Source organism: Nitratireductor sp. L15S-10 (genome assembly GCF_045011005.1).
In the GTDB taxonomy this organism is placed as follows: Bacteria; Pseudomonadota; Alphaproteobacteria; order Rhizobiales; family Rhizobiaceae; genus Nitratireductor.
Window position 1 is genome coordinate 3,093,820 of sequence record NZ_CP120674.1, and the last position, 21,245, is coordinate 3,115,064.

The following is a 21,245-nucleotide window of genomic DNA, read 5'->3' on the forward strand; positions in this document are numbered from 1 at the left end:
AAAGAGGCAGGCACCGCAGCACCCGCCCCTTCTCAATTCGCCGGCGCGAAACGCGCACGCTCACCCGATCAGAAAAACGCCTGCAGCCCCGTCTGCGCGCGGCCGAGGATCAGCGCGTGAACGTCATGCGTGCCCTCATAGGTGTTCACCGTTTCCAGGTTCTGCGCATGGCGCATCACGTGATATTCGATCTGGATACCGTTGCCGCCATGCATGTCGCGTGCCATGCGCGCAATCTCCAGCGCCTTGCCGCAATTGTTACGCTTGACGACCGAGATCATCTCCGGCGCCATCTTGCCCTCGTCGAACAGCCGGCCAACGCGCAGGCTCCCCTGAAGCCCAAGCGCGATTTCCGTCTGCATGTCGGCGAGCTTCTTCTGGAAAAGCTGCGTCTGCGCCAGCGGCTTGTCGAACTGCTTGCGGTCGAGCCCATATTGCCGCGCCCGGTGCCAGCAATCTTCCGCCGCCCCCATCGCGCCCCAGGAAATGCCATAGCGCGCGCGGTTCAGACAGCCGAACGGCCCGCCAAGCCCTTCCGCATTGGGCAAAAGCGCATCCTCGCCCACTTCCACGCCGTCCATCACGATCTCGCCGGTGATCGAGGCGCGCAGCGAAAGCTTGCCGCCGATCTTCGGCGCGGAAAGCCCCTTCATGCCCTTTTCCAGCACGAAACCGCGGATCTTGCCGCCATGGGCCGCCGATTTCGCCCACACCACGAACACATCGGCAATCGGCGAATTGGAGATCCACATTTTCGAGCCGGTGAGCCTGTAGCCGCCGTCGATCTTGTCGGCACGCGTCTTCATGCCGCCGGGATCGGAGCCCGCATCCGGCTCGGTCAGGCCGAAACAGCCGATCCACTCGCCCGACGCCAGTTTCGGCAGATATTTCTTGCGCTGTTCTTCCGAGCCATAGGCATGGATCGGGTACATCACCAGCGAGGACTGCACGCTCATCATGGAGCGATAGCCCGAATCGATGCGCTCCACCTCGCGCGCCACCAGCCCGTAGGACACATAGCCGGCACCCACGCCGCCATATTCCTCCGGCACCGTCACGCCCAGAAGCCCCGCCGCGCCCATCTCGCGGAAGATGTCCGGGTCGGTTTCCTCGTTCATATATGCATGTTCGATGCGCGGGGCGAGCTTGTCTGCGGCGAAGGCGGCTGCCGCATCGCGGATCATGCGCTCTTCATCGGTGAGCTGCTCTTCCATGAGGAAGGGATCGTCCCACACGAAAGTCGATTTTGACGATTTCGCCGCGGATTTCTGTGCTTCCATGTTCATTCATGCCTTCCTGATGCGGTTGCGCTCTTTCAAGCCTTCTGCAGCCAGATGGTCTCACCTGACCTCCGCGCAAATGCGGAAAAACCCTTCGCCAGAGGGTGCCCTGCGCGCCGCAAGGGCGCTTGCACTCCTGACGCCTGAGCGGAGCATACAGCATCCTATGCGAGATTGCTTCAAGCTTAAAATGATTTTTTGGAAGGGGATTGTGACGGGAGGGGATGGATTGGGGACAGTTCTTGATGCAGTTGTGCAGCTTTAGCTCGCTCTGAAAAGGGCCGGATGGCTGGATATAAACAGACGGCTTTGATAAGTGTTGTTTGACAGCATGAATGAGTCGGATTTCATAGGAAATCTCGAGGGGAAGACGCACAGGAATGGATGTCTGGTCAAAATTTCTTTGTGAAGAGCGTTTCAAAGACCTGCTCGTAGAGACGAAACCTGACGCCAGACCCGAAGGCCCCGGCTTCGCAAAGGGTCAGTTTCGATTACCCCATGAGCGCGATCACGACCGCATTCTATTCTCAACCCCCTTTAGGCGCATGGGCGATAAAACCCAAGTGTTTCCGCTCGAAAGTATTGAGAGTATTAGGACGCGTTTGACGCACTCTTACGAGGTTGCAAATCTTGCACGCTCACTAGGCATAGAAATAGCTATCAAGCACCAAGACAGGTTGCCAGTTGACGCTATTCGAAAAATACCCGCCATTCTAGCAGCTGTAGGGCTTGCTCATGACATCGGCAATCCTCCGTTTGGGCACCAAGGAGAGAATGCCATTCGCGCGTGGTTTCAGAGGAACGCAAGGGAGCTCTTCACACCTCCAGATAAAGGAAAATTTGGAGATATACACGAGGACGTATCAAACCTTACAGAGCAACATAAGAATGACTTCCTAAAATTCGAAGGAAATGCACAAACCCTAAGAGTACTCACAAAACTCCAAGTGATAGGAGATGATTTAGGCCTCAACTTAACCTTGGGAACGCTATCCTCCATTATGAAATACGTTTCCTCATCAGATCAAACTGATAAAGAAAAACATTCACGGAAGAAGGTTGGATTTTTCGCCTCTGAGGCAAAAATAGTTGAAAAAATACGACAATACACCGGATTACAGCAAGACGCCCGCCACCCGCTCGCATTGGTAATGGAGGCGTGCGATGATATTGCATACTCAGTACTTGACGCAGAAGACGCCATCAAAAAGGGGTTGGCGTCGCTCAACGACCTCTTATCCTCGTTGGAGTACCACCCAGATGGTGACAACAAGATTGATAGCGTCGTACGCCACCTTTGTGAATTATCAAGGTGGGAATACGATAAACTTCGGGAGCAAAACCTCCCCCCGAGCGAACTACAAGATGTGGCAACGCAGAAGTTTCGAGTACATGCGATCCATCTGATGGTCGCGGCCACAGCAGAGGCATTCGATAACAATTACAATGACATTGTAACGGGCTCATTTTCCGATGAACTAATTAAAAAATCCAAAGCATCAGAACTTTGTAGAGCACTAAAAGAATTTGATAGGAAAAACGCTTTTAGCCACAAAACCGTACTAGAGGTTGAGCTTAATGGGTACAACACACTCAACCGCCTTATGGATTTTCTATGGATGGGGATAAGCGAACGTAGAGACTACAGAAAGCTCGATAGTGATAGGACTTCTCCATTCTCAACTTATGTGTACAGTAGAATATCCAAGAACTATCGCCGGATTTTTGAAGGTAAAGTCGTCCAGTACCACCAAGATGTTGGCCTACCTATACGCTACAAGGAAATGCAACTGCTCACCGATATGGTGTCAGGAATGACAGATCAGTTCTGCATCGACCTACACGATGACTTATTGAAACATTACCGCAAGATGCAACCAATCAATGGAACACCATCTTAAAAAGAAAATTCAGTACTTTCTGAATTCACCCTATCGTGGACGCGATGACGTCCGCAGGACAGTGAGTGAGCTTCGTGCGTACGGTGATATTGCACTGATTGGAGGCATGCTGCGCGATGTCGCGTTATTTGGCAATGCAGCTTTCAGATCCGACCTTGACTTCGTTATTGTTCCTGATGACCTTCGATCCTTTGAACAAAAAATGCGCTCTGTAGGTGCGCGTGTAAATCGATTTGGCGGCTACTCACTTCCGTCAAAGAAATGGCAGATAGATGTATGGCCCTTAGAAAATACTTGGGCACACCAGCAAGGTCATATCCATATCCGCGATATCAGCGACTTGCGAGAAGCTACGTTCTTTAGTTGTGACGCTATCATTTATGACCTCGATAAAAAATGCCTACATATGAAAGAGGGTTACTTCGACCATCTGGCCCGCAAGATATTGGAAATCAATCTCCGACCAAACCCAAATCCTAAAGGCAATGCTGTCAGGGCAATCCGATATGCATTACTTAAAGACTTCAAATGGGGGCCTAAACTTTCGCGATTTGTATCTGAGGTCATAGATGAATTTGGCTGGGACTGCCTCAGAGATTATGAACTCCGCTCCTTTAAAACGAGTTATCTGGACACCCTCATCAATAAACACCTAAAGAAAGAATTAGATCTTCATATAAACAAAGAAAAACACCTTTTTGACCCAAAAGAATTCACTCGCCAAGTTCAACTTTTCCTACCAAACCTATAGTAGGGCCGCATAAAATTTAATTCAATTCTTATAAGAAGGCATTACATTCAAGCGGATAAATTGAGGATTATGGATGGAGATCGATTTGTACCCACCACCTTCCTTCCGCCCTCTGCAACCCTTGAATCGCGGCTACAACCACTGTCCACCCCCCATCCCCCCAATTTTATCCCCGCCCCCAAAACGTCATTTATAATCCCCCCATCGCCCTTGTCGGGAGCCGGGTCCGGAGCCGGGGATCAGGAAGGGCGGCGGCAGCCTCCCCCTTGGGCATCGGTGGCTCAAGGCATGTGAGGGCCCGCGAAAGGCCGGCGGCCGGTTGCAAGACCGGTTGCGGAGAAGCCGCTAGGGCGCACCCCGCCCGAGTGATCGGCCAACAGTCGGGACAGCGGCCGGACGGGCGGCCCGAGGGTCGCATACCTACTTAAGACGCGCGACGCTTTGGCCGCCCGTCTTCCCGAAACTGTGCAAACCCCGGCGGCGAAGCCGTGCGGGAGCGGAGGCGCACCCCATGGAAAGCCGGCCCCGCCCGCATCCCCACCCCCGTCATCCCGGAAGCCGCAGGCTATCCGGGACCCATTGGAAGAGCATGCAGGGCGCGGCCGGGGTCTCGCACCCGCGCCAGTGGTTGCGCCCTCTGCGGCACCCGGCCCCGTTTCTCAATGGGTCCCGGGTCAAGCCCGGGATGACGGGGGGTGTATGAGCCGGGCCCACACAGCCCTCATCCTGAGCTTGTCGAAGGGCGAGGGCGGCATGAAGTGCAGAAGCGGCAAGCGTGGTGCATGCCTTCACCCCCGCCCTTCGACAAGCTCAGGATGAGGGTGAAGGCACGGCGATGCAGCGACTGTGGAAAAGCACCAGCGCCCCCCTCATCCGCCTGCCGGCACCTTCTCCCCACAGGTGGGGAGAAGGCGGCCTTCATCACCGCCCCACCCTTCTCCCCACCCCCGAATCCCCGTAAAATCGCAGCCATGACCACAGCCCCCCGCACCATCCGCCAGCTCACCGATACCGTGATCAACCAGATCGCCGCTGGTGAGGTGATCGAGCGGCCGGCGAGCGTGGTGAAAGAGCTGGTGGAAAACGCGCTCGATGCGGGCGCGACGCGCATCGAGGTGGCGACCGCCGGCGGCGGGCTTTCGCTGATCCGCGTCACCGACAATGGCGGCGGCATGCCGCCGGAAGAGCTGCCGCTCGCCGTCTCGCGCCATTGCACGTCGAAACTCACCGACGACATTCATGACATTCGCTCGCTCGGCTTTCGCGGCGAGGCGCTGCCCTCCATCGGCTCGGTGGCGAGGCTTTCGCTGCGCTCGCGGCCCGAAGGGGCCGACAGTGCGGCGGAGATTTCCGTTGAGGGCGGGCGCGTTTCAGCGGTCAGGCCCGTCGCCGCCAATCGCGGCACGACGGTGGAGGTGCGCGACCTCTTTTTCGCCACGCCCGCAAGGCTCAAATTCATGAAGAGCGAGCGCGCCGAAACCGCCGCCATCACCGAGGTGGTGAAGCGCATGGCGCTCGCCTTCCCCCATGTGCGCTTCACGCTGACGGGCTCCGACCGCAACACGCTGGAGCTGCCCGCCGTGCCCGCCGATGGCGAGGGGCTCTTGCGCCGCATCGCGCAGGTGATGGGCCGCGACTTTGCCGAAAACACGCTGCCCATCGAGGCGGAGCGCGAGGGCGTTTCCCTTTCGGGCCATGCCTCGATCCCCTCCTTTTCGCGCGGCAATGCGATGCTGCAATATTTCTATGTGAATGGCCGGCCCGTGCGCGACAAGCTTCTGACCGGCGCCATTCGCGGCGCCTATATGGATGCGCTGCCGCGCGACCGGCATGCGGTGGCGGCGCTGTTCATCACGCTCGACCCGGCGCTGGTCGATGTCAATGTGCACCCGGCCAAGGCCGATGTGCGCTTTCGCGATCCGGGGCTGGTGCGCGGGCTGATCGTCGGCGCGATCCGCCATGCGCTGGAGATGAGCGGCATGCGCGCCTCCACCTCCGGGGCCGACGCCATGCTCGCCGCCTTCCAGCGGCCGGAGCAGCGGGCAGCGGGCCACGCCACGCCACAGCGCTACACGCCACCACCCCGCCCCTCAGGCGGCTGGAGCGCGGCCACCTCCCCCACCCGTCCGCTGGAGATGAGCACGGCATCGGGCCTTGCCGAGCCCGGCCAGGCGGCATTCGATGTGGGGTCAGCGCTTTCTGCCGATGCGCGCGCGGGCGAAGTGGAGGCGGCTCCTGAGCTGATGCGCGCGCCGCTCGGGGCCGCGCGGGCGCAGGTGCATGAGAATTACATCGTCGCGCAGACGGAGGATTCGCTCGTCATCGTCGACCAGCACGCCGCCCATGAGCGCCTTGTCTATGAGGCGCTGAAAGAGGCGCTGCATGCCCGCCCCCTCCCCGCGCAGATGCTGCTTTTGCCGGAGATTGTCGACATGCCGGAAGAGGATGCCGACCGGCTGTCCGCCCATGCGGAGTTCCTCGCCCGGTTCGGCCTGGGGCTGGAGCGGTTTGGCCCCGGCGCCATCGCCGTGCGCGAAACGCCCTCCATGCTGGGCAAGGTGGATGTGCCGCAGCTCGTGCGCGATCTTGCCGACGAGATCGCCGAGAGTGATACCGCCGACACGCTGAAGGAGCGGGTCGACCATATCGCCGCCACCATGGCCTGTCATGGCTCGGTGCGCTCCGGACGGCGGCTCAGGGCCGAAGAGATGAACGCGCTCTTGCGCCAGATGGAGGCAACGCCCGGCTCCGGCACGTGCAATCACGGCCGCCCGACCTATATCGAGTTGAAGCTGACCGATATCGAGCGGCTGTTCGGCCGGCGGTGATGCGAGATGCTTGACCTCTGCTTCGAAATATGGCGCAAGGAACCCCGATGAGAGGTTGTACCGATGAACCGTTTTGAAGGACCCGGCGCCCGCGAGGCGCGCATTCGTTATCTGGATGGCGATTTTCAGGTCATGACGCCCGGCGCCTTCGTGCGCTGCGCCGTGACCGAACAGCCGATCCAGCTCGACGATCTGAAATACTGGAGCGTCGCGCGGCAGGAAGCCTATGTGAACGCCGACACCTCGCTCGCCCGCGAGCTGGAAATGCATCCGGAACTCAGGAAGCGTAGCTAACCTATTTCAGAATGCGCTCGCGCCAGGCCTCAAACGTGCTTTCGATGATGGTCACCGGCATGTCGGGCGCATCGAACTGCGCTTCCACCTGCAGCACGCGGCAGTGTTCGGCCAGCGCAGAAAGCGCCTCGCTTCCGCCCCTGAGCCGCACGAGATCCTTCTCGGTGGTGATGAGCTGAAGCCCGTTTTTCTCCGCCGCCGCGATCAGGTCGCGCGCCTCGTCATCATCGAAGGGGTGGTGGTCCGGAAAGCTCCGCGCCTCCACCACCGTGCCGCCGGCTTCCGCGACACTGTCGAAGAATTTCTTCGGGTTGCCGATCCCGGCAAAGGCCAGGAACCGCCCGCCCCGGATCGCGCGCACACCGCGCGGCTTGAGTCTCGCCTGCAACACCGGTCGTCCCGCCCGCGAGGCCCTGCGCACCACATGATCGGCCGCACTCCCTTCGCCCATGGTGAGGATCGCATCCGCATAGCGCAGCTGGTCGATCAGCCGCGCGCGCATGGGACCGCCGGGGATCACATGGCCATTGCCCAGCCCCCGCCGCGCATCCACCACCATCACCGCATAATCCATGTGCAGCCGCGCACTCTGGAAGCCGTCATCCATGATGATGAAATCGCAGCCGATGCCGATCAGCTCCCGCGCGCCCATCAGGCGGTCGGGGGCGACCAGCGTCGGCGCATGCCTCGCCAAAAGCAGCGGCTCGTCACCCACATGGCGCGAGAGATCCTTCTTCGCATCCACCAGATGCGCGACCGTCATCGAGCCACCCCCCATTGAGCCACCATGCCCGCGCGTTAGGAAACCCGGCTTCCGGCCAAGCTTTTTTGCCTGTTTGGCAAGCGCGATGGAGACCGGCGTCTTGCCCTCGCCGCCAACGGTGAAATTGCCGACACACAGGACCGGCACATCCACCCTGGCGCGCTTTGCAGAGGCCATCCGGTATCCGGCCACGAGGCCGTAGAGCGCTGACAGCGGCAAAAGGCTCCAGGCCCGCCAGTCCGCCGCCTCCCACCAGAATGGAGGTGCCTCGCTAGCCATGACCCTCGTCGCCCTCGAGCCTGCTCTTGACGATCAGCGGATGGATATAGGGATCGAGCGCCTGCAGCGTCCGGTTCAACGCGCCCGACATGTCGTCGACCGCCGCCCGGCCTGCCTTGATCATCGTGCGGCGTGCCGCATAATTGTTGAGCAGGAAGTTCACGCCACCGGCCAGCATCTCGCCATCGCGCACCAGCCGCGCGCCGCCGGCGTCGATGAGGCGGCGATAGGCATCGCGGAAATTCTGCACATTGCAGCCCGAAAGCACCGCCGTGCCGAGCCGCGCCGGCTCGATCGGGTTCTGCCCGCCCGATTGCGCAAGAGAGCGCCCGACAAATGCCACCTCGGTCAGTCTGAGATAAAGTCCCATCTCGCCGATCGTATCGCCAAGCAGAATGTCCGTCTCCGGCAGGACCGTATCGTTACGGCTGCGCCGCGCCACCTTCAGACCGCGTGCCGTGAACTCTTCCTCCAGCCCTTCGGCCCGTTCGGGGTGCCTCGGCACAATGATTGTCAAAAGGTCGGCGTGACGGGACTTGAGTTTGGTATGCACATCGGCGGCAATCGTCTCCTCACCCTCATGTGTGGAGACGGCGGCCCACGTTTCCCGTTCGCCGATCTGCTCTTCAAGGGTCGCCAGCGCTTCCTTCTCCACCGGCGGTGCATGGGTGTCGACCTTGAGATTGCCGGAGACCGTGACCGGCCTTGCACCGAGGGTTCGGAAACGTTCGCCGTCCACTTCAGACTGCGCCACCACATGCGCGAGATTTTCAAACAGCGCCTCGGCGAGATAAGCCCGCTTCTTCCAGCGCTCGAAGGAACGGTCCGAAAGCCGGCCATTGACGAGCACCTGTGGCACACGCCGTGCGCCCAGTTCGAGAATGGTCATCGGCCAGATCTCGGACTCTGCCATGATGGCCAGGTCCGGCTGCCAGTGGTTTAGAAACCGGCTGACAGCCGGTTTCAGATCGAGCGGCACATATTGGTGGATCACGTCGCCGCCGAGGCGTTCTTCCGCAACCTGTGCCGAGGTCACGGTTCCAGTGGTCAGGACAATGTTGATCCCGTAGCCCAGAAGATGCTCGATCAGGCCGGTCACGGCCATGGTTTCACCCACACTGGCCGCGTGCATCCAGATCAGCGGGCCATCGGGGCGCGGGTGGCCCGCGCGGCCATAGCGCTCGTGCCGGCGAACCCGGTCTTCCTTGCCTTTGCCGGCACGCCAGACGATGTAGCCGCCAACCATGGGGAAGGCTGCGGCCCCCGCCCAGCGATAGGTTGTGAGTATGGCGCGAGCCCAGCGTTCACTCATGGCTCATTGACCATCGACCAGAGAATAGGCTTGCCGCGTTGCCTCGTTGAGTGCGTCGGTCACCTCGCGGCGCTTTTCTTCCATCATCGTGTCATCGGCGTCGGGCTTCACATAGATGGGTTCGCCCAGGATTACCGCGCTGCGGCCGAATGGCAGGTTGATCGTCGTCTTGTCCCAGGTGCGCTCCAGCACCTTGCGTCGGCTCGTGGCGATCGCAACAGGCACGATCGGACGGCCCGAAATGCGGGCAAGGGTAACAATTCCAAGCCCGGCTTCGCGCGGCGTACCATGCGGTATGTCTGCGATCATCGCCACATTGCATCCGCGGTCGATGGTCCTTTTCAGCATGATGAGCGCCTTGGCGCCGCCTTTGCGGATATCACGTTCGCCTTTCCGGCCACCGGATCCGCGTACGGTCTCGAAACCGAGTTTCTCCGCCACCAGCGCGTTCAGCTCCGCATCGGCGCTGCGGGAAAACAGCGCCACAATCTTGTGACGCCGGGGATTGATGGCCGGTCCCAGAATGTGCTGCCCATGCCAGAGAGCGGCAATTGCCGGCGAATGCGCATCGATAGCCGCCTGCAGATCATGCGATCCCTTCACGCGCGGGTTCGTGCGGTCAATCAGGCGAATTGCGCCCGCCATGAGCGTTGCCAGCGCCTGTTTCACGAAGCGGGACCTGGCCAGCGGCTTGCGAACACGGCGCCACAGCTCCTTTAAAGGGCGGCGGCCAGTCTTCTTCCGATTGGCGGTCATGGCAGGGGAAGGCGCGGTCGCCTTGTTTTCCATATGCGGTTCCTTGCTACCCCTGGGGCTATCCCCGGGTCTCATCGGAGGCGGGGTCGAGCAGGCGGTGAAGGTGAACAATGAAATAACGCATATGCGCGTTGTCAACGGTCTCCTGCGCCTTGGCGCGCCAGGCTTTCTCCGCGGATTTGTAATCCGGATAGATGCCGACAATGTCGACCTCGTCCAGATCGCGGAAGGTCACCCCGGTCAACGACGTCAATTCGCCGCCAAAGACCAGATGCAGAAGCTGGGAATTCTCTTTTTTCTCAGACATGGTCAAGCCCATTTGCAGACGAATGTGGCAACAAGCAAATCGCTAACCGCCCGTGTAGAGTAATTCCTGCGATTTTGGAACCGTTTAGAGCCGGCTTTCACCGCTTCCGGTCATGGCGAGGCTTCCGGCTGCTCGCCCCTCAGGGCACGCTTCATGGCCTGCAGGAGTGAACCACTGCCCGCAGCGAGCGCCCCCTTCTTCGGCTCTGGTCCGGCGTATGAGGGCGCTTTGCCCTCAGCATCGCATATCGCGCCACCTGCCTCACGAAGGATCACGTCGGCTGCGGCCAGGTCCCAGTCATGGGAATTCGGCTTCACGAAGGTCGCATCAAGCGCCCCACTCGCAACCATGGCGATGCGATAGGCAAGTGACGGGATGTAGCCATGGGTCCGGGTTTTCTGCAAAAGACTGGACGGCAAGCCGGACACCATCGCCTTGGGGCCGGCAACAACAAATGAATCGCGCGCAGACTTCACTGTCAGACGGTCGCCGTTGCGGAATGCGCCACCGCCCGTCAGTGCCTGGTAGGTTTCGGAAAGCTCCGGGCATTCAAGCACCCCAACGACACTCACACCGCGATGCACCACACCGATGCTGACGCACCAGATCGGCCGCCCGTCGATAAACGCCCTTGTTCCGTCTATGGGATCCACGACGAACACCCTGTCGCGGGCCAATTCCTGCTCTGCAAGCGCCGTCTCCTCCGATAGCCAGCCATAATCGGGACGCGCTGCCAGAAGCTCGCTCCTCAAAAAGCTGTCGACCGCGTAATCGGCTTCACTGACCGGTGAAACACCCTCTTTCCACCATACTTCCGGGTCACGGCGGAAATATTTGAGTGCAATATTGCCTGCCTCCCGCGCTGCGGCTGCGATCAGATCGAGATCGGCCTGAAGTGTCTGGTCGTGCGGGCTATTTTCCGGCAAGCGTCATGCCTTCCACAAGCAGGGTGGGAGCAGCTGTCCCGAAGCTTCGATCAATGTCGCTGGCTGCCGTCATGTTGAAGAACATGTCTTTCAGGTTCGAGGCGATGGTAACCTCGGAGACCGGATAGGTGATCTCGCCGTTCTCGATCCAGAAGCCGGCAGCACCACGGCTGTATTCACCGGTTACGAGATTGACCCCCTGCCCAAACACCTCCGTCACGTAAAATCCAGAACGGATCCCCTTGATCAGAGTCTCGGGGGACTGGGTGCCAGGTTCAAGTGCCAGGTTGGTGGAAGACGGATTAACCGAAGAAGATCCACGTGTCCCGCGCCCATTGGTGGCCGGCAGCCCCAGCTGTCGCGCAACCGCGGTCGACAGGAACCAGTGTTTCAGGACACCGTCTTCGATCATGACGAGTTTTTCGCCGGCAACGCCCTCGCCGTCGAACGGGCGAGAGGAAGAGCCCCGCCGACGCTGCGGATCATCCGTTACCGTGATGCCGGCGGCAGCAACCTTTTTGCCCATCATGTCGCGCAGGAAACTGGATTTGCGCGCAACCGCGGCCCCATTGATTGCGGATGCCAGATGGCCGGCAACGCCGCGCGCAACACGCGGATCGTAAACGACCGGGTAGCGGCCTGTATCCACCTTGCGTGGATTAAGCCGCCGGACGGCCCGTTCGCCAGCGCTGCGGCCGATCTTTTCCGGGTCCTCGAGATCCAGAAAGTGCAGGCGCGAGGAGTAGTCGTAATCGCGTTCCATGCCGGTGCCTTCACCCGCCAGAACACTCACCGAGCGGGAGAAGCGTGTCGCTTCATAGGCTCCGATAAATCCCTCAGACGTCGCCAGAACCAGGCCGCCGGAACCCGCACTCGCCCCCGAGCCGGATGAATTGGTAACGCCAGGCACATCGAGCGCCGCTGCCTCGGCGGCCAGAGCGTCTTCCTTCAGACGCTCGGCAGATACGTCCGTTCCATCGAAAAGATCGAGGTCGGGGATGGTACGCGCGAGGAGGTTTTTCTCGGCCAGCCCCTGATACGGGTCTTCCGGCGATGCCTTCGCCATGGCGACGGCGCGTTCCGCCAGTGGTGTCGGGTCTGCATTGGCCGGAGCCGACACGCTGGCAACCCGCCTGCCGACAAAGACCCGCAGCGACATGTCATCACTTTCAGACGCCTCCGTTCCCTCGACTTTGCCCAGGCGCACCGACACACTTCTGGATCGCGCGCGCACCACCACCGCATCGGAAGCATCGGCGCCGGCCCGCTTCGCAGCTTCCACAAGCGCAACGACTCGCTCGGTCAATTGCTTCTTTTCATTCTGATCTGTCATCACAATCCTGGCTGGAATCTGGTCGCGCGTCGGGATTACCGGTCTGATCCATTTATGATTCGCAGCGCGCATGTGCAATGGTAAGCTGAGATTCCCCAGTTCCGCCCCAGAATATCCCGGAGCCCCGATGGCCGTCGAAACTGCTGCACCGCTCTACTACGAACCGCTGCTCCTCCTGGGTGGCGCAGTGATCGCCGCGCCACTGTTCGCCCGCATAGGGCTTGGCACAATCCTCGGTTATCTTGCCGCCGGCATCGCCATAGGTCCCGTTCTCCTGCTCATTTCGGATGGAGAGGAATTGCTGCACGTGGCGGAACTCGGTGTGGTGCTGCTGCTCTTCATCATCGGACTTGAACTCAAACCGGCACGTCTTTGGGCCATGCGGCGCAGCATATTCGGTATGGGACTGATCCAGGTGATGGTTACGGGCCTTGCCCTTGCCGCACTTACGCTGCTTCTGACGGACATGTCCTACGGCGCGGCCTTTGTCGTCGGTTTCGGCCTTGCCCTGTCGTCCACCGCATTCTCGGTACAGACACTCGAATCGCAGGGCGCACTCAACAGCCGATACGGGCAGACATCCTTCTCCATCCTGCTGTTTCAGGACCTCGCCATCGCTCCGCTTCTGGCGCTGGTTCCACTGCTCTCCCCCGGTGGAGAAGGGGCGGACACCATCAGCCTCGAAAGGTTTGCGCTCGCGATAGCCAGCGTGATCGCGCTTATTGTTGCCGGTCGCTACCTGCTGAATCCGCTCTTTCGCATCATCGCCAACACGGGCGCGAAGGAGGTCATGATCGCTGCAGCTCTGCTCGTGGTTCTGGGGTCGGCCACCATCATGCAAATGGCAGGGCTTTCCATGGCGCTCGGGGCCTTCATCGCCGGTGTTCTTCTCGCTGAATCCTCTTTCCGGCACGAGCTGGAAGCCGATATCGAGCCGTTCCGCGGTATTCTTCTTGGCTTGTTCTTCTTGGCCATCGGCCTTTCGCTCGATCTGAGAATCGTGCTCGAGAACTGGCTTTCCATTCTCATTGCCGTGCCGATCCTCATGCTGGTGAAGGCAGCCATTCTCTATGGCATCAGCCGAGGCTTCGGCAGCGATCACAATTGCGCCGTGCGTGTCGCGGCCCTTTTGCCGCAAGGCGGCGAGTTCGGCTTTGTCCTGTTCACCGCGGCGGCCTCCGCCTTCATCTTTCCGCAGTCCACCGCCTCGCTGCTTATTGCCATCGTCACCGTCTCGATGGCGTTGACGCCGCTCTCCGTGCGGCTTGGCGAAATGCTGATCCGCACCGAACCGACAGAAGAGATGGATGAAGATTTCGAAGGTGCGGGCGCCGATGTTATGATGATCGGCTTCTCCCGTTTCGGGCAAATGGTTTCGCAGGTTTTGCTCTCCGGGGGAACAGAGGTGACCATCATCGATCATTCGGCCGATCGTGTGCGCGCGGCCGAGCGTTTCGGCTTTCGCATCTATTTCGGGGACGGGCGTCGCATGGAGGTTCTGGAGGCTGCGGGTATCCGCAACGCCAAGATCGTGGCCGTATGCACCAATGGCGTGACGGCAACGGACCAGATCGTCAACCTGATCCGCGACGAATATCCCCATGTGCGCCTTTATGTACGTTCCTACGACCGCGCGCACACGCTCTCCCTGCGCAATCGCGATGTGGAGTATGAATTGCGCGAGACGGTGGAATCCGCCTTGCTCTTCGGTGGCAAAACCCTGCAGGCGCTGGGCACCAGCGAGGAAATTGCCAGCGAGATCGTCGAGGATGTGCGCCGGCGCGACGAGGAGCGGCTGGCGATCCAGTCCGTTGAAGGCATTTACGCCGGCAATGACAAGATGCGTGTGCGCCCGGTCACCCCGGAACCGCTGATCAAGCCGAAGCGAGAGAGCCAGCGTATTAACCAGGATGACGAACCGGTTGGCTGACGCCGACTACACCCGCGCCTTTTCGTGGTCGCTCACAGCGGCGTCGATCGCCCGTTTCAACTCGTCGCGAATGGCTTCTGTTTCAGCCAGAATCGCGTCGATCTTCATGAAATCGAGCACGCGAAAGCGTGAAACGGCCGGGCGAATGAGAATATCGGGCCGCCCGTGCTCCAGCTTCATGGCAATGATCGACTGCATCATGAGCTGACTCGCGCCGAACATGAGCTCGATGGAGGTCGGAGGCTTGCCACCGGTATCATTCGGAGCGCCAACCACGTCGATGGCAATCAATATGTCGGCCCTGCCCTCGACCAGATCGAAGGGCACGGGGTTGTAGATGCCGCCATCGATCAGGGTGCGCCCGCCCCGCTCCACGGGACGGAAGACCGCGGGAATGGCGGCCGAGGCTGCAAGAGCTTCCGCCAAGGCTCCGTTTTCAAGCACGGCCAGCTCGTGGCGAAAGTAATCCGTGGCCGTTACTCGCAGCGGGATCTTCAACTCCTCAAAGGTCTGCGGGACACCTTCTGGCAGGAAGGCGCTGATGATGCGTTCGGCATTGAACTGGCCGAAGCGGAACCCGCCTTCCATCATCTCGGCGAAATTTCCAGGTCTGGCTTTCCAGAGGCGGCTCGCCACTTCCGTACGGCTTCCCAGAATCGCGCGGGCATGCGCGTGAATGTCCTTGCCGCTGATGCCGGCGGCAAAGCCTGCGCCCATCAGGGCGCCGATGGAGGAACCGGCGATGACGGTCGGCGTGATGCCCAGTTCATTGAGGGTCTCGATGATATGGATGTGCGCCAGACCGCGCGCTCCTCCACCGCCGAGCGCAAGCGCGAAGCTTGGTCCGCCGGTTGAAGCCGTGTCTCTCATCTCATCGTTCGCCAACGCAGTTTCCATCCGCTAGCCTCCGTTCTGGGCCTGCTCTGCGGGGCCGATCACCAGCAGTGCCGGTTCCTGCGAAAGAAGACGATTCGCGATATCCTTCACATCGTCCAGCGTGACAGCATTGATAAGATCGGCGCGCCGTTCGATATAATCAATCCCCAGATCGTCCTGCTGCATGCCGACCAGCGTGCGGGCGATGGCCGTGGAGGAGTCCAGGTTGTTGATCGCGTAGGAGCCGATGACGTAGGTCTTGGCCGCCTCGAGTTCCTCTCGCGTGGGGCCCTCGTCGCGCAGGCCCGCGACCACATCCTCGATCACCGTAAGCGTCTCGCCTGCCCGTTCGGCGGCGGTGGCCGTCTGGATGGCAAGCGACTGGGCGTGGTCTCGACTGTGAAGATAGGAGGACGCGCCATAGGCAAGTCCGCGCTTCTCGCGCACCTCGTTGAACAGACGCGAGGAAAACACCCCGCCACCGAGGACCTGGTTGAGCAGATAGGCCGAGAAGAATTCCGGGGCGTCGCGTTCGACACCGGGATAGACAAGCTGGAGCGTGGCCTGCGGGAGGGGATAGTCGATGCGGATTTCCTGGCCAAGTTTCGGCTCGATGTCGGCAACGGGGTTGAGCTCGGCTTCTTCAGGCAGATCCCCGAACACCGTGTCGAGAACGCCTGCCAGGCGTTCGGCATCGATTGCACCCACCACGCCGATTGTGAGGTTTGAACGGGCGAAGACGCGGGCGTGGAAGGCTTTCAGGTCTTCCGGAGAAATGTTCGACAGGCTTTCGAGCGTACCCTCGTCGGGGTGAGCGTATGGATGTTCGCCGTACAGTGCCTCGGCGAGTTTGAGCGCACCCTGTTTGCGCGGATCGCGTTCATCGGCGCGGATGCCGACGGCGATCTGGCTGCGGATGCGTTCCACGGGATCTGCATCGAAGCGCGGACTGGTGAGCGCAAGCCTCACCAGGTCGAGAACCTCATCGCTGTTCTCGGCAAGCATGCGCACCTGGCCGGAGATTTCATCCGAACTAGTGCGAAATGACATTTCGGCGCCAAGCTCTTCCAGCTTCAGCTGAAACGCATCGGAATCGAGATCGCCCGCGCCTTCGTCGAACAGGCCGGTCATGAGATTGGCCAAGCCTTCCTTGCCTTCGGGGTCCTGAGCAGACCCGCTCTTGAAGGAAAACTGGAAGGTGATGATGGGCAGGGAGTGATCCTCCACCAGCCAGGCTTCGATGCCTTTTTGCGAAGTCACATCCTGAATCTTAACCGCGGCCTGAGCCGGAAGGACAATAAGGATGAGCGCGAGCAGCGCCCCGGAATTGAGGAAACTGCGCATAAAGGCACCTGGGTGAAAGTTCGATTTCTGGTTCACGAGCGGTCTCCCTCTTCTGGAAGGAGATAGCCTTTCACGGCGTGGTCCATGTCGAGATAGCGGTTGGCAACCGCCTTAACGGCCTCGACAGTGACCGCTTGAAGCCGCTCCGGCAGGCCGGTGATGTCCTCGACCGTACCCCCCGTTGCCAGGACCGCGCCGAATAGGTTGGCACTGCGCACCTGGCTGTCGCGCATGAAAATCTGGTCACGCAGGATCTTTGTACGTGCCGTGTCCAGTTCCTTTTGTGTGATGCCTTCGCTTTTGATTTTCTCGATCTGGGAGACAAGCGCCGCCTCTACCGTCTCGAGATCAGCCTCGCCACGAGGCTCACCATAGATGACCAAGGCCGAGTAATCATACGCGGTACCCTGCAGATAGCTGCCGGCGCTGGATGCGATCCCCTGCTTGACGACAAGTTCCTGATAGAGCCGGCTGCGCAGCCCCTCGCCCAGAACCTCCGAAAGAATGGCAAGCGCCTCGAACTCGCCCTTCTCGGCTCTGCGTGCGGAAGGCACATACCAGTTGATCGACATGTTGGGCACGGTGACGCGCGGATCGCGGAATGTAACATCGCGCGCGGTCTTCTGATCGGGCTCCATCGGGCGCGCCCGCGGCGGCAGATCCGGGCCACGGGCGATCTTGCCATAGGTCTCTTTGGCCATGGCATGCACCTGATCGGCGTTCACATCGCCCGCCACCACCAGCACGGCGTTGTTGGGCGTATAAAAACGATCGTAGAAGCTTTTCAGATCCTCATGGGTGAGTGCCTCGATCTCCTGCTGCCAGCCAATGACCGGAATGCCATAGGGATGGTTCTGGTAGAGCGTTGCGTTGAGTTCTTCCGACAGGATTGAAGAGGGAACGTTGTCGGTGCGCTGGCGCCGCTCTTCGAGCACCACCTGACGTTCGGTCTCGATGTTTTCCTCCGAGAGAACCAGATTGCGCATCCGGTCCGCCTCGAACCGCATCATGTCCGGCAGTTCGGACGGAGCGATCTGCTGGTAATAGGCCGTGTAGTCATAGGAGGTGAAGGCATTTTCGCTGCCGCCCACGGCGGCAATCGTCGCTGAGAATTCGCCGGAGGGATAGGTGCTCGTTCCCTTGAACATCAGGTGTTCGAAAAAATGAGCAATGCCGGACTTGCCGGGTTCCTCATCGGCGCTGCCCACCTTGTACCAGAGCATGTGCGTGACGACAGGCGCCCGATGGTCCGGGATAACGACGACCTCAAGGCCGTTCTCTAAGGTGAAACTGGAAACGGCGGTGTCGTCCTCAGCTTCCTGCGCGGGGGCTATGGACGGCGCCGCGACGGCAAGGATGATCGCGAATGCCGCGCTCAGAGCGACACTCGCTATGGGATTTCTCATGGACAAGGCCCTGTACGGTTTAATGGTGCGCCCGCGCACAATGCCACGAGCTCATGACAAGGCAAAGCTATCGGCGCAAAAGTGACGAAACTCAGGCGCACTCGACAAAGGTTGCGCAGGATATACCGTATTCACGCCGTTCGATGAGCCGAAAGCCCTCCGGTGGCTCGAACGGCGAGCCTGCAGCTTCCTCGACCATCACCAGCGCGCCGGGCGCCAACCATCCCCCTTCCAGCGCGGCAGCCAGCGCCTTTTCGCCAAAGCCCCTGCCATAGGGAGGGTCGGCCAGAACAACATCGAAGGGCTGTATCGTCCCCACCTCCCCTATGCGCGTCGCATCGCGGCGGAAGATCTTGCTGCGCCCCTGAAGACCAAGATTTTCCACATTGGTGCGGATCAGGGCGCGGGCGGCGGCGGCCTCTTCGATGAAGAGCGCAAAGGATGAGCCGCGCGAAAGCGCCTCGAGCCCGAGAGCGCCCGTGCCGGCAAAAAGATCAAGCACGCGTGCATTCTCAAGTCGCCCTGCGTAGCGATGCTCGAAAATGTTGAACAGCGCCTGGCGAGTGCGGTCTGTGGTCGGCCGGATCGAGTCCGACTTTGGCGTAGCCAGTGTGCGGCCGCGAAACTCCCCACCGACGATGCGCATGGGTCAGCCTTCCCCGCCCGGCTTGCCGGGTTTTCGGCCACCGGGGCGGCTTTTGCCGGGGCGCGACGCGCCGCCCGGCTTGCCCGAAAAGCGGCCCGCAGGTTTTCCCGAAGGCTTGCCCCCGGGTTTGCCGAAACTCTTGCCTGCTCCCGGTTTGCCCCCCGGCTTTCCAGCAGGTTTCCCACTCGGCCTGCCGCTCTTCGAGAAACGAGGCTTGTCACCGGAAGCCGGGCGATCGTCGCGTGAACGGAAAGGTCTTTTCTCGCGCGCATCGGCCTCAGGCTTGTCCCCTTTTGAAAAACGCGGTCTGTTGTCGCCGCGCTCGCCGCGCTCTGGACGATCCCGGTCAAAAGGCTTGTCGCCGCGCGGACGAAACGGCTTGTCACCCCGTGTCTGTGCTCCGCCTTCCCGGCGCGGTTTGCGCGCTGTCTGCGAACGCTCATCCGTCTCCGTTTCGGCAGCGACCTGCTTGCGTTTTCCCTGTGGGCGGGCACCGGGCGCCATCCAGACATGGCTGCCACGATTCTGGCGGGGCCCACGATCGTCTTCACGGCGACCGGGCCGCGTCGTCTGGAGACGGTCGCGCGCGGCCTCACGCTTTTCCTCTCGGTCGCGCTTGCGGTTCTTGACAAAGGTCTTGCCACCCTCGCGCTCGCGGCCGCCCTGTTTTTCGGCAGCCTCACCTTCACGCGGCTTGCGTTCTGCACGGACCGGTTTGTTGGAAAACGGGTTCACGATAGGCGCATCAAAATTGGCGTCCGCCTTTTCGATAAGGCGCTCGCCAAGCTGATCACGCAGGGTGCGGCCCTTGACCTCCTGCACCTCGCCCTCCCCCAGCGTCCCAAGTTGAAAGGGCCCGTAGGAGATGCGGATCAGGCGGGTAACCTCAAGGCCCAGCGCCCCGAGCACATTCTTGACCTCGCGGTTCTTGCCTTCGCGCAGACCGAGTGTCAGCCAGGCATTGCTCCCCTGCTCCCGGTCGAGTGTGGCTTCGATAGCACCGTAGAAGACCCCATCGACAGCGATGCCATCCTTGAGGCTTTCGAGCGCCGTCGCATCGACCTTGCCGTGGACACGCACCCGATAACGGCGCAACCAGCCGGTTTCCGGCAGTTCCAGCGCGCGTGCCAGCCCGCCATCATTGGTCAGGACGATGAGACCTTCCGTGTTGATGTCGAGACGCCCCACCGTAATCAGGCGCGGCAAACCTTCCGGCAAAACGTCGAAGATGGTCTTGCGTCCTTCCGGGTCACGGTTTGTGGTAACCACACCACCGGGCTTGTGGAAGAGAAAGAGCCGCGTGCGCTCGACCGCAGGCAGCGGCTCTCCGTCGACCAGTATCCGGTCGGAGGCGCTCACATTGAAGGCCGGAGAAACCAGCACCTTGCCGTTGACGCTGACGCGACCTGCCTCGATCATTGCTTCGGCATCGCGGCGCGAGGCAACACCTGCGCGCGCCAGGCGCTTGGCAATGCGCTCGCCACCCGCCTTGTCAGCCTCCTTCGGGGACGCATCCTTCCCCTTGCCCGGCTTCGTTTCCCGCTTGATGTCGTTGGGTCGGTCTTTGGTCATGATGGCCTTTTGCCCTGGGATTCCGCGTTGCGCCCCGTGCGCCGGAACCACTCCAGTGTTTTAAATCAGAGATCGGACTGCAGGAAAGTCGATTCCGAAGTCGCACCCGATGCTATAGAGGCGACTAACGCATTTTGCAGTCAGGTGGAATCACCTGCATACGCAGAAATGCGGAAAAGACATGATTGATCGTCCATTATGCGGCCTTCCGGACGCATGGCGTTCTAGGTATCAATTCGCATCGCCAGTTGCGAGCAAAAAAGTGTGATGAGACCGACGAAAGCGAACTACACGAGCTTCATGGATGAAGCACTCGAAGAAGCGCGTCTTGCCGCAGCCCGCGGCGAGGTGCCGGTCGGTGCGGTGATCGTGCATGAAGGAAAGGTGATCGCGCGCGCCGGCAACCGCACCCGGGAATGCAACGACCCGACGGCGCATGCGGAAATCGTGGCGATCCGGGAGGCTTGCGCACGTCTGGATTCGGAGCGTCTTGTCGGTGCTGATCTCTATGTCACGCTCGAACCATGCGCCATGTGCGCCGCGGCGATCTCATTCGCGCGTATCCGCCGGCTCTATTTTGGCGCCGGCGATGAGAAAGGTGGCGCGGTGACCAACGGTGCCCGCTTCTACACGCAACGCACGTGCCATCATGCCCCGGATGTCTACCCGGGCATAGGCGAAGCAGAGGCGGCTGTGCTGTTGAAGGACTTTTTCAGACTGCAGCGTTAAAAAAAAGCGGGC

At 60.6% G+C, this 21,245-nt stretch carries 18 protein-coding genes; 6 read left to right on the forward strand and 12 right to left on the reverse strand.

Features of this window, described 5'->3' with window-relative positions; all coding sequences use genetic code 11:
- Nucleotides 1–68 precede the first annotated feature (68 nt).
- Complete coding sequence (locus P2W41_RS14800) at nt 69–1,280, reverse strand: acyl-CoA dehydrogenase (protein ID WP_404934988.1); 1,212 nt, start codon at nt 1,278–1,280, stop codon at nt 69–71.
- A gap of 380 nt (nt 1,281–1,660) precedes the next feature.
- Between P2W41_RS14800 and dgt the strand changes: the two genes are divergently transcribed.
- From dgt to P2W41_RS14820, 4 genes are all read left to right on the forward strand, one after another.
- On the forward strand, nt 1,661–3,181 hold the full coding sequence (dgt, locus tag P2W41_RS14805) for a dGTP triphosphohydrolase (RefSeq protein ID WP_404933568.1): 1,521 nt from the start codon (nt 1,661–1,663) through the stop codon (nt 3,179–3,181).
- Nucleotides 3,165–3,932, forward strand: coding sequence for a hypothetical protein (locus P2W41_RS14810; protein ID WP_404933569.1), 768 nt, complete (start codon nt 3,165–3,167; stop codon nt 3,930–3,932). The genes dgt and P2W41_RS14810 overlap by 17 nt, the downstream gene beginning before the upstream one ends.
- A 971-nt stretch (nt 3,933–4,903) precedes the next feature.
- A complete protein-coding gene (mutL, locus tag P2W41_RS14815; RefSeq protein ID WP_404933570.1) occupies nt 4,904–6,760 on the forward strand; it encodes a DNA mismatch repair endonuclease MutL in 1,857 nt (618 codons plus the stop codon).
- 63 nt (nt 6,761–6,823) lie between these two features.
- On the forward strand, nt 6,824–7,054 hold the full coding sequence (locus P2W41_RS14820) for a DUF2093 domain-containing protein (RefSeq protein WP_065816268.1): 231 nt from the start codon (nt 6,824–6,826) through the stop codon (nt 7,052–7,054).
- Between the two features lies 1 nt (nt 7,055).
- On the opposite strand, the gene lpxK is transcribed toward P2W41_RS14820, so the two are convergent.
- The 6 genes from lpxK to P2W41_RS14850 form a co-directional block, all read right to left on the reverse strand.
- A complete protein-coding gene (gene lpxK, locus P2W41_RS14825; RefSeq protein ID WP_404933571.1) occupies nt 7,056–8,096 on the reverse strand; it encodes a tetraacyldisaccharide 4'-kinase in 1,041 nt (346 codons plus the stop codon).
- Entirely contained in the window at nt 8,089–9,408 is a 1,320-nt protein-coding gene (gene waaA, locus P2W41_RS14830) for a lipid IV(A) 3-deoxy-D-manno-octulosonic acid transferase (protein ID WP_292899392.1), read from the reverse strand. Before waaA ends, lpxK begins: the two co-directional genes overlap by 8 nt.
- Nucleotides 9,409–9,411: 3 nt before the next feature.
- Nucleotides 9,412–10,197 (reverse strand): lysophospholipid acyltransferase family protein, encoded by a 786-nt coding sequence (locus tag P2W41_RS14835; protein WP_404933572.1) that lies wholly within the window; start codon nt 10,195–10,197, stop codon nt 9,412–9,414.
- 25 nt (nt 10,198–10,222) lie between these two features.
- Complete coding sequence (locus tag P2W41_RS14840; RefSeq protein WP_007010079.1) at nt 10,223–10,471, reverse strand: DUF4170 domain-containing protein; 249 nt, start codon at nt 10,469–10,471, stop codon at nt 10,223–10,225.
- A gap of 110 nt (nt 10,472–10,581) precedes the next feature.
- Nucleotides 10,582–11,397: a 3'(2'),5'-bisphosphate nucleotidase CysQ gene (locus P2W41_RS14845; RefSeq protein WP_292899389.1), complete on the reverse strand. Its 816-nt coding sequence runs from the start codon at nt 11,395–11,397 to the stop codon at nt 10,582–10,584.
- Complete coding sequence (locus P2W41_RS14850) at nt 11,384–12,730, reverse strand: TldD/PmbA family protein (protein WP_404933573.1); 1,347 nt, start codon at nt 12,728–12,730, stop codon at nt 11,384–11,386. The genes P2W41_RS14845 and P2W41_RS14850 overlap by 14 nt, the downstream gene beginning before the upstream one ends.
- 127 nt (nt 12,731–12,857) lie before the next feature.
- Between P2W41_RS14850 and P2W41_RS14855 the strand changes: the two genes are divergently transcribed.
- Complete coding sequence (locus P2W41_RS14855; protein ID WP_404933574.1) at nt 12,858–14,660, forward strand: monovalent cation:proton antiporter-2 (CPA2) family protein; 1,803 nt, start codon at nt 12,858–12,860, stop codon at nt 14,658–14,660.
- Between the two features lie 6 nt (nt 14,661–14,666).
- Here the strand turns inward: P2W41_RS14855 and P2W41_RS14860 are convergent, their stop codons facing one another.
- The 5 genes from P2W41_RS14860 to P2W41_RS14880 all read right to left on the reverse strand — a co-directional run bounded on the left by P2W41_RS14860 (nt 14,667) and on the right by P2W41_RS14880 (nt 20,504).
- Nucleotides 14,667–15,557: a patatin-like phospholipase family protein gene (locus P2W41_RS14860; RefSeq protein ID WP_292899383.1), complete on the reverse strand. Its 891-nt coding sequence runs from the start codon at nt 15,555–15,557 to the stop codon at nt 14,667–14,669.
- Nucleotides 15,558–15,560: 3 nt separating this feature from the next.
- Nucleotides 15,561–16,916: a M16 family metallopeptidase gene (locus tag P2W41_RS14865; protein ID WP_404933575.1), complete on the reverse strand. Its 1,356-nt coding sequence runs from the start codon at nt 16,914–16,916 to the stop codon at nt 15,561–15,563.
- A complete protein-coding gene (locus tag P2W41_RS14870; RefSeq protein WP_404933576.1) occupies nt 16,913–18,286 on the reverse strand; it encodes a M16 family metallopeptidase in 1,374 nt (457 codons plus the stop codon). The genes P2W41_RS14865 and P2W41_RS14870 overlap by 4 nt, the downstream gene beginning before the upstream one ends.
- Before the next feature lie 91 nt (nt 18,287–18,377).
- On the reverse strand, nt 18,378–18,932 hold the full coding sequence (gene rsmD / locus P2W41_RS14875) for a 16S rRNA (guanine(966)-N(2))-methyltransferase RsmD (RefSeq protein ID WP_292899377.1): 555 nt from the start codon (nt 18,930–18,932) through the stop codon (nt 18,378–18,380).
- A 3-nt stretch (nt 18,933–18,935) separates the two neighbouring features.
- On the reverse strand, nt 18,936–20,504 hold the full coding sequence (locus tag P2W41_RS14880) for a pseudouridine synthase (protein WP_404933577.1): 1,569 nt from the start codon (nt 20,502–20,504) through the stop codon (nt 18,936–18,938).
- Nucleotides 20,505–20,771: 267 nt separating this feature from the next.
- Between P2W41_RS14880 and P2W41_RS14885 the strand changes: the two genes are divergently transcribed.
- On the forward strand, nt 20,772–21,233 hold the full coding sequence (locus tag P2W41_RS14885) for a nucleoside deaminase (protein WP_292899373.1): 462 nt from the start codon (nt 20,772–20,774) through the stop codon (nt 21,231–21,233).
- Nucleotides 21,234–21,245 lie beyond the last annotated feature (12 nt).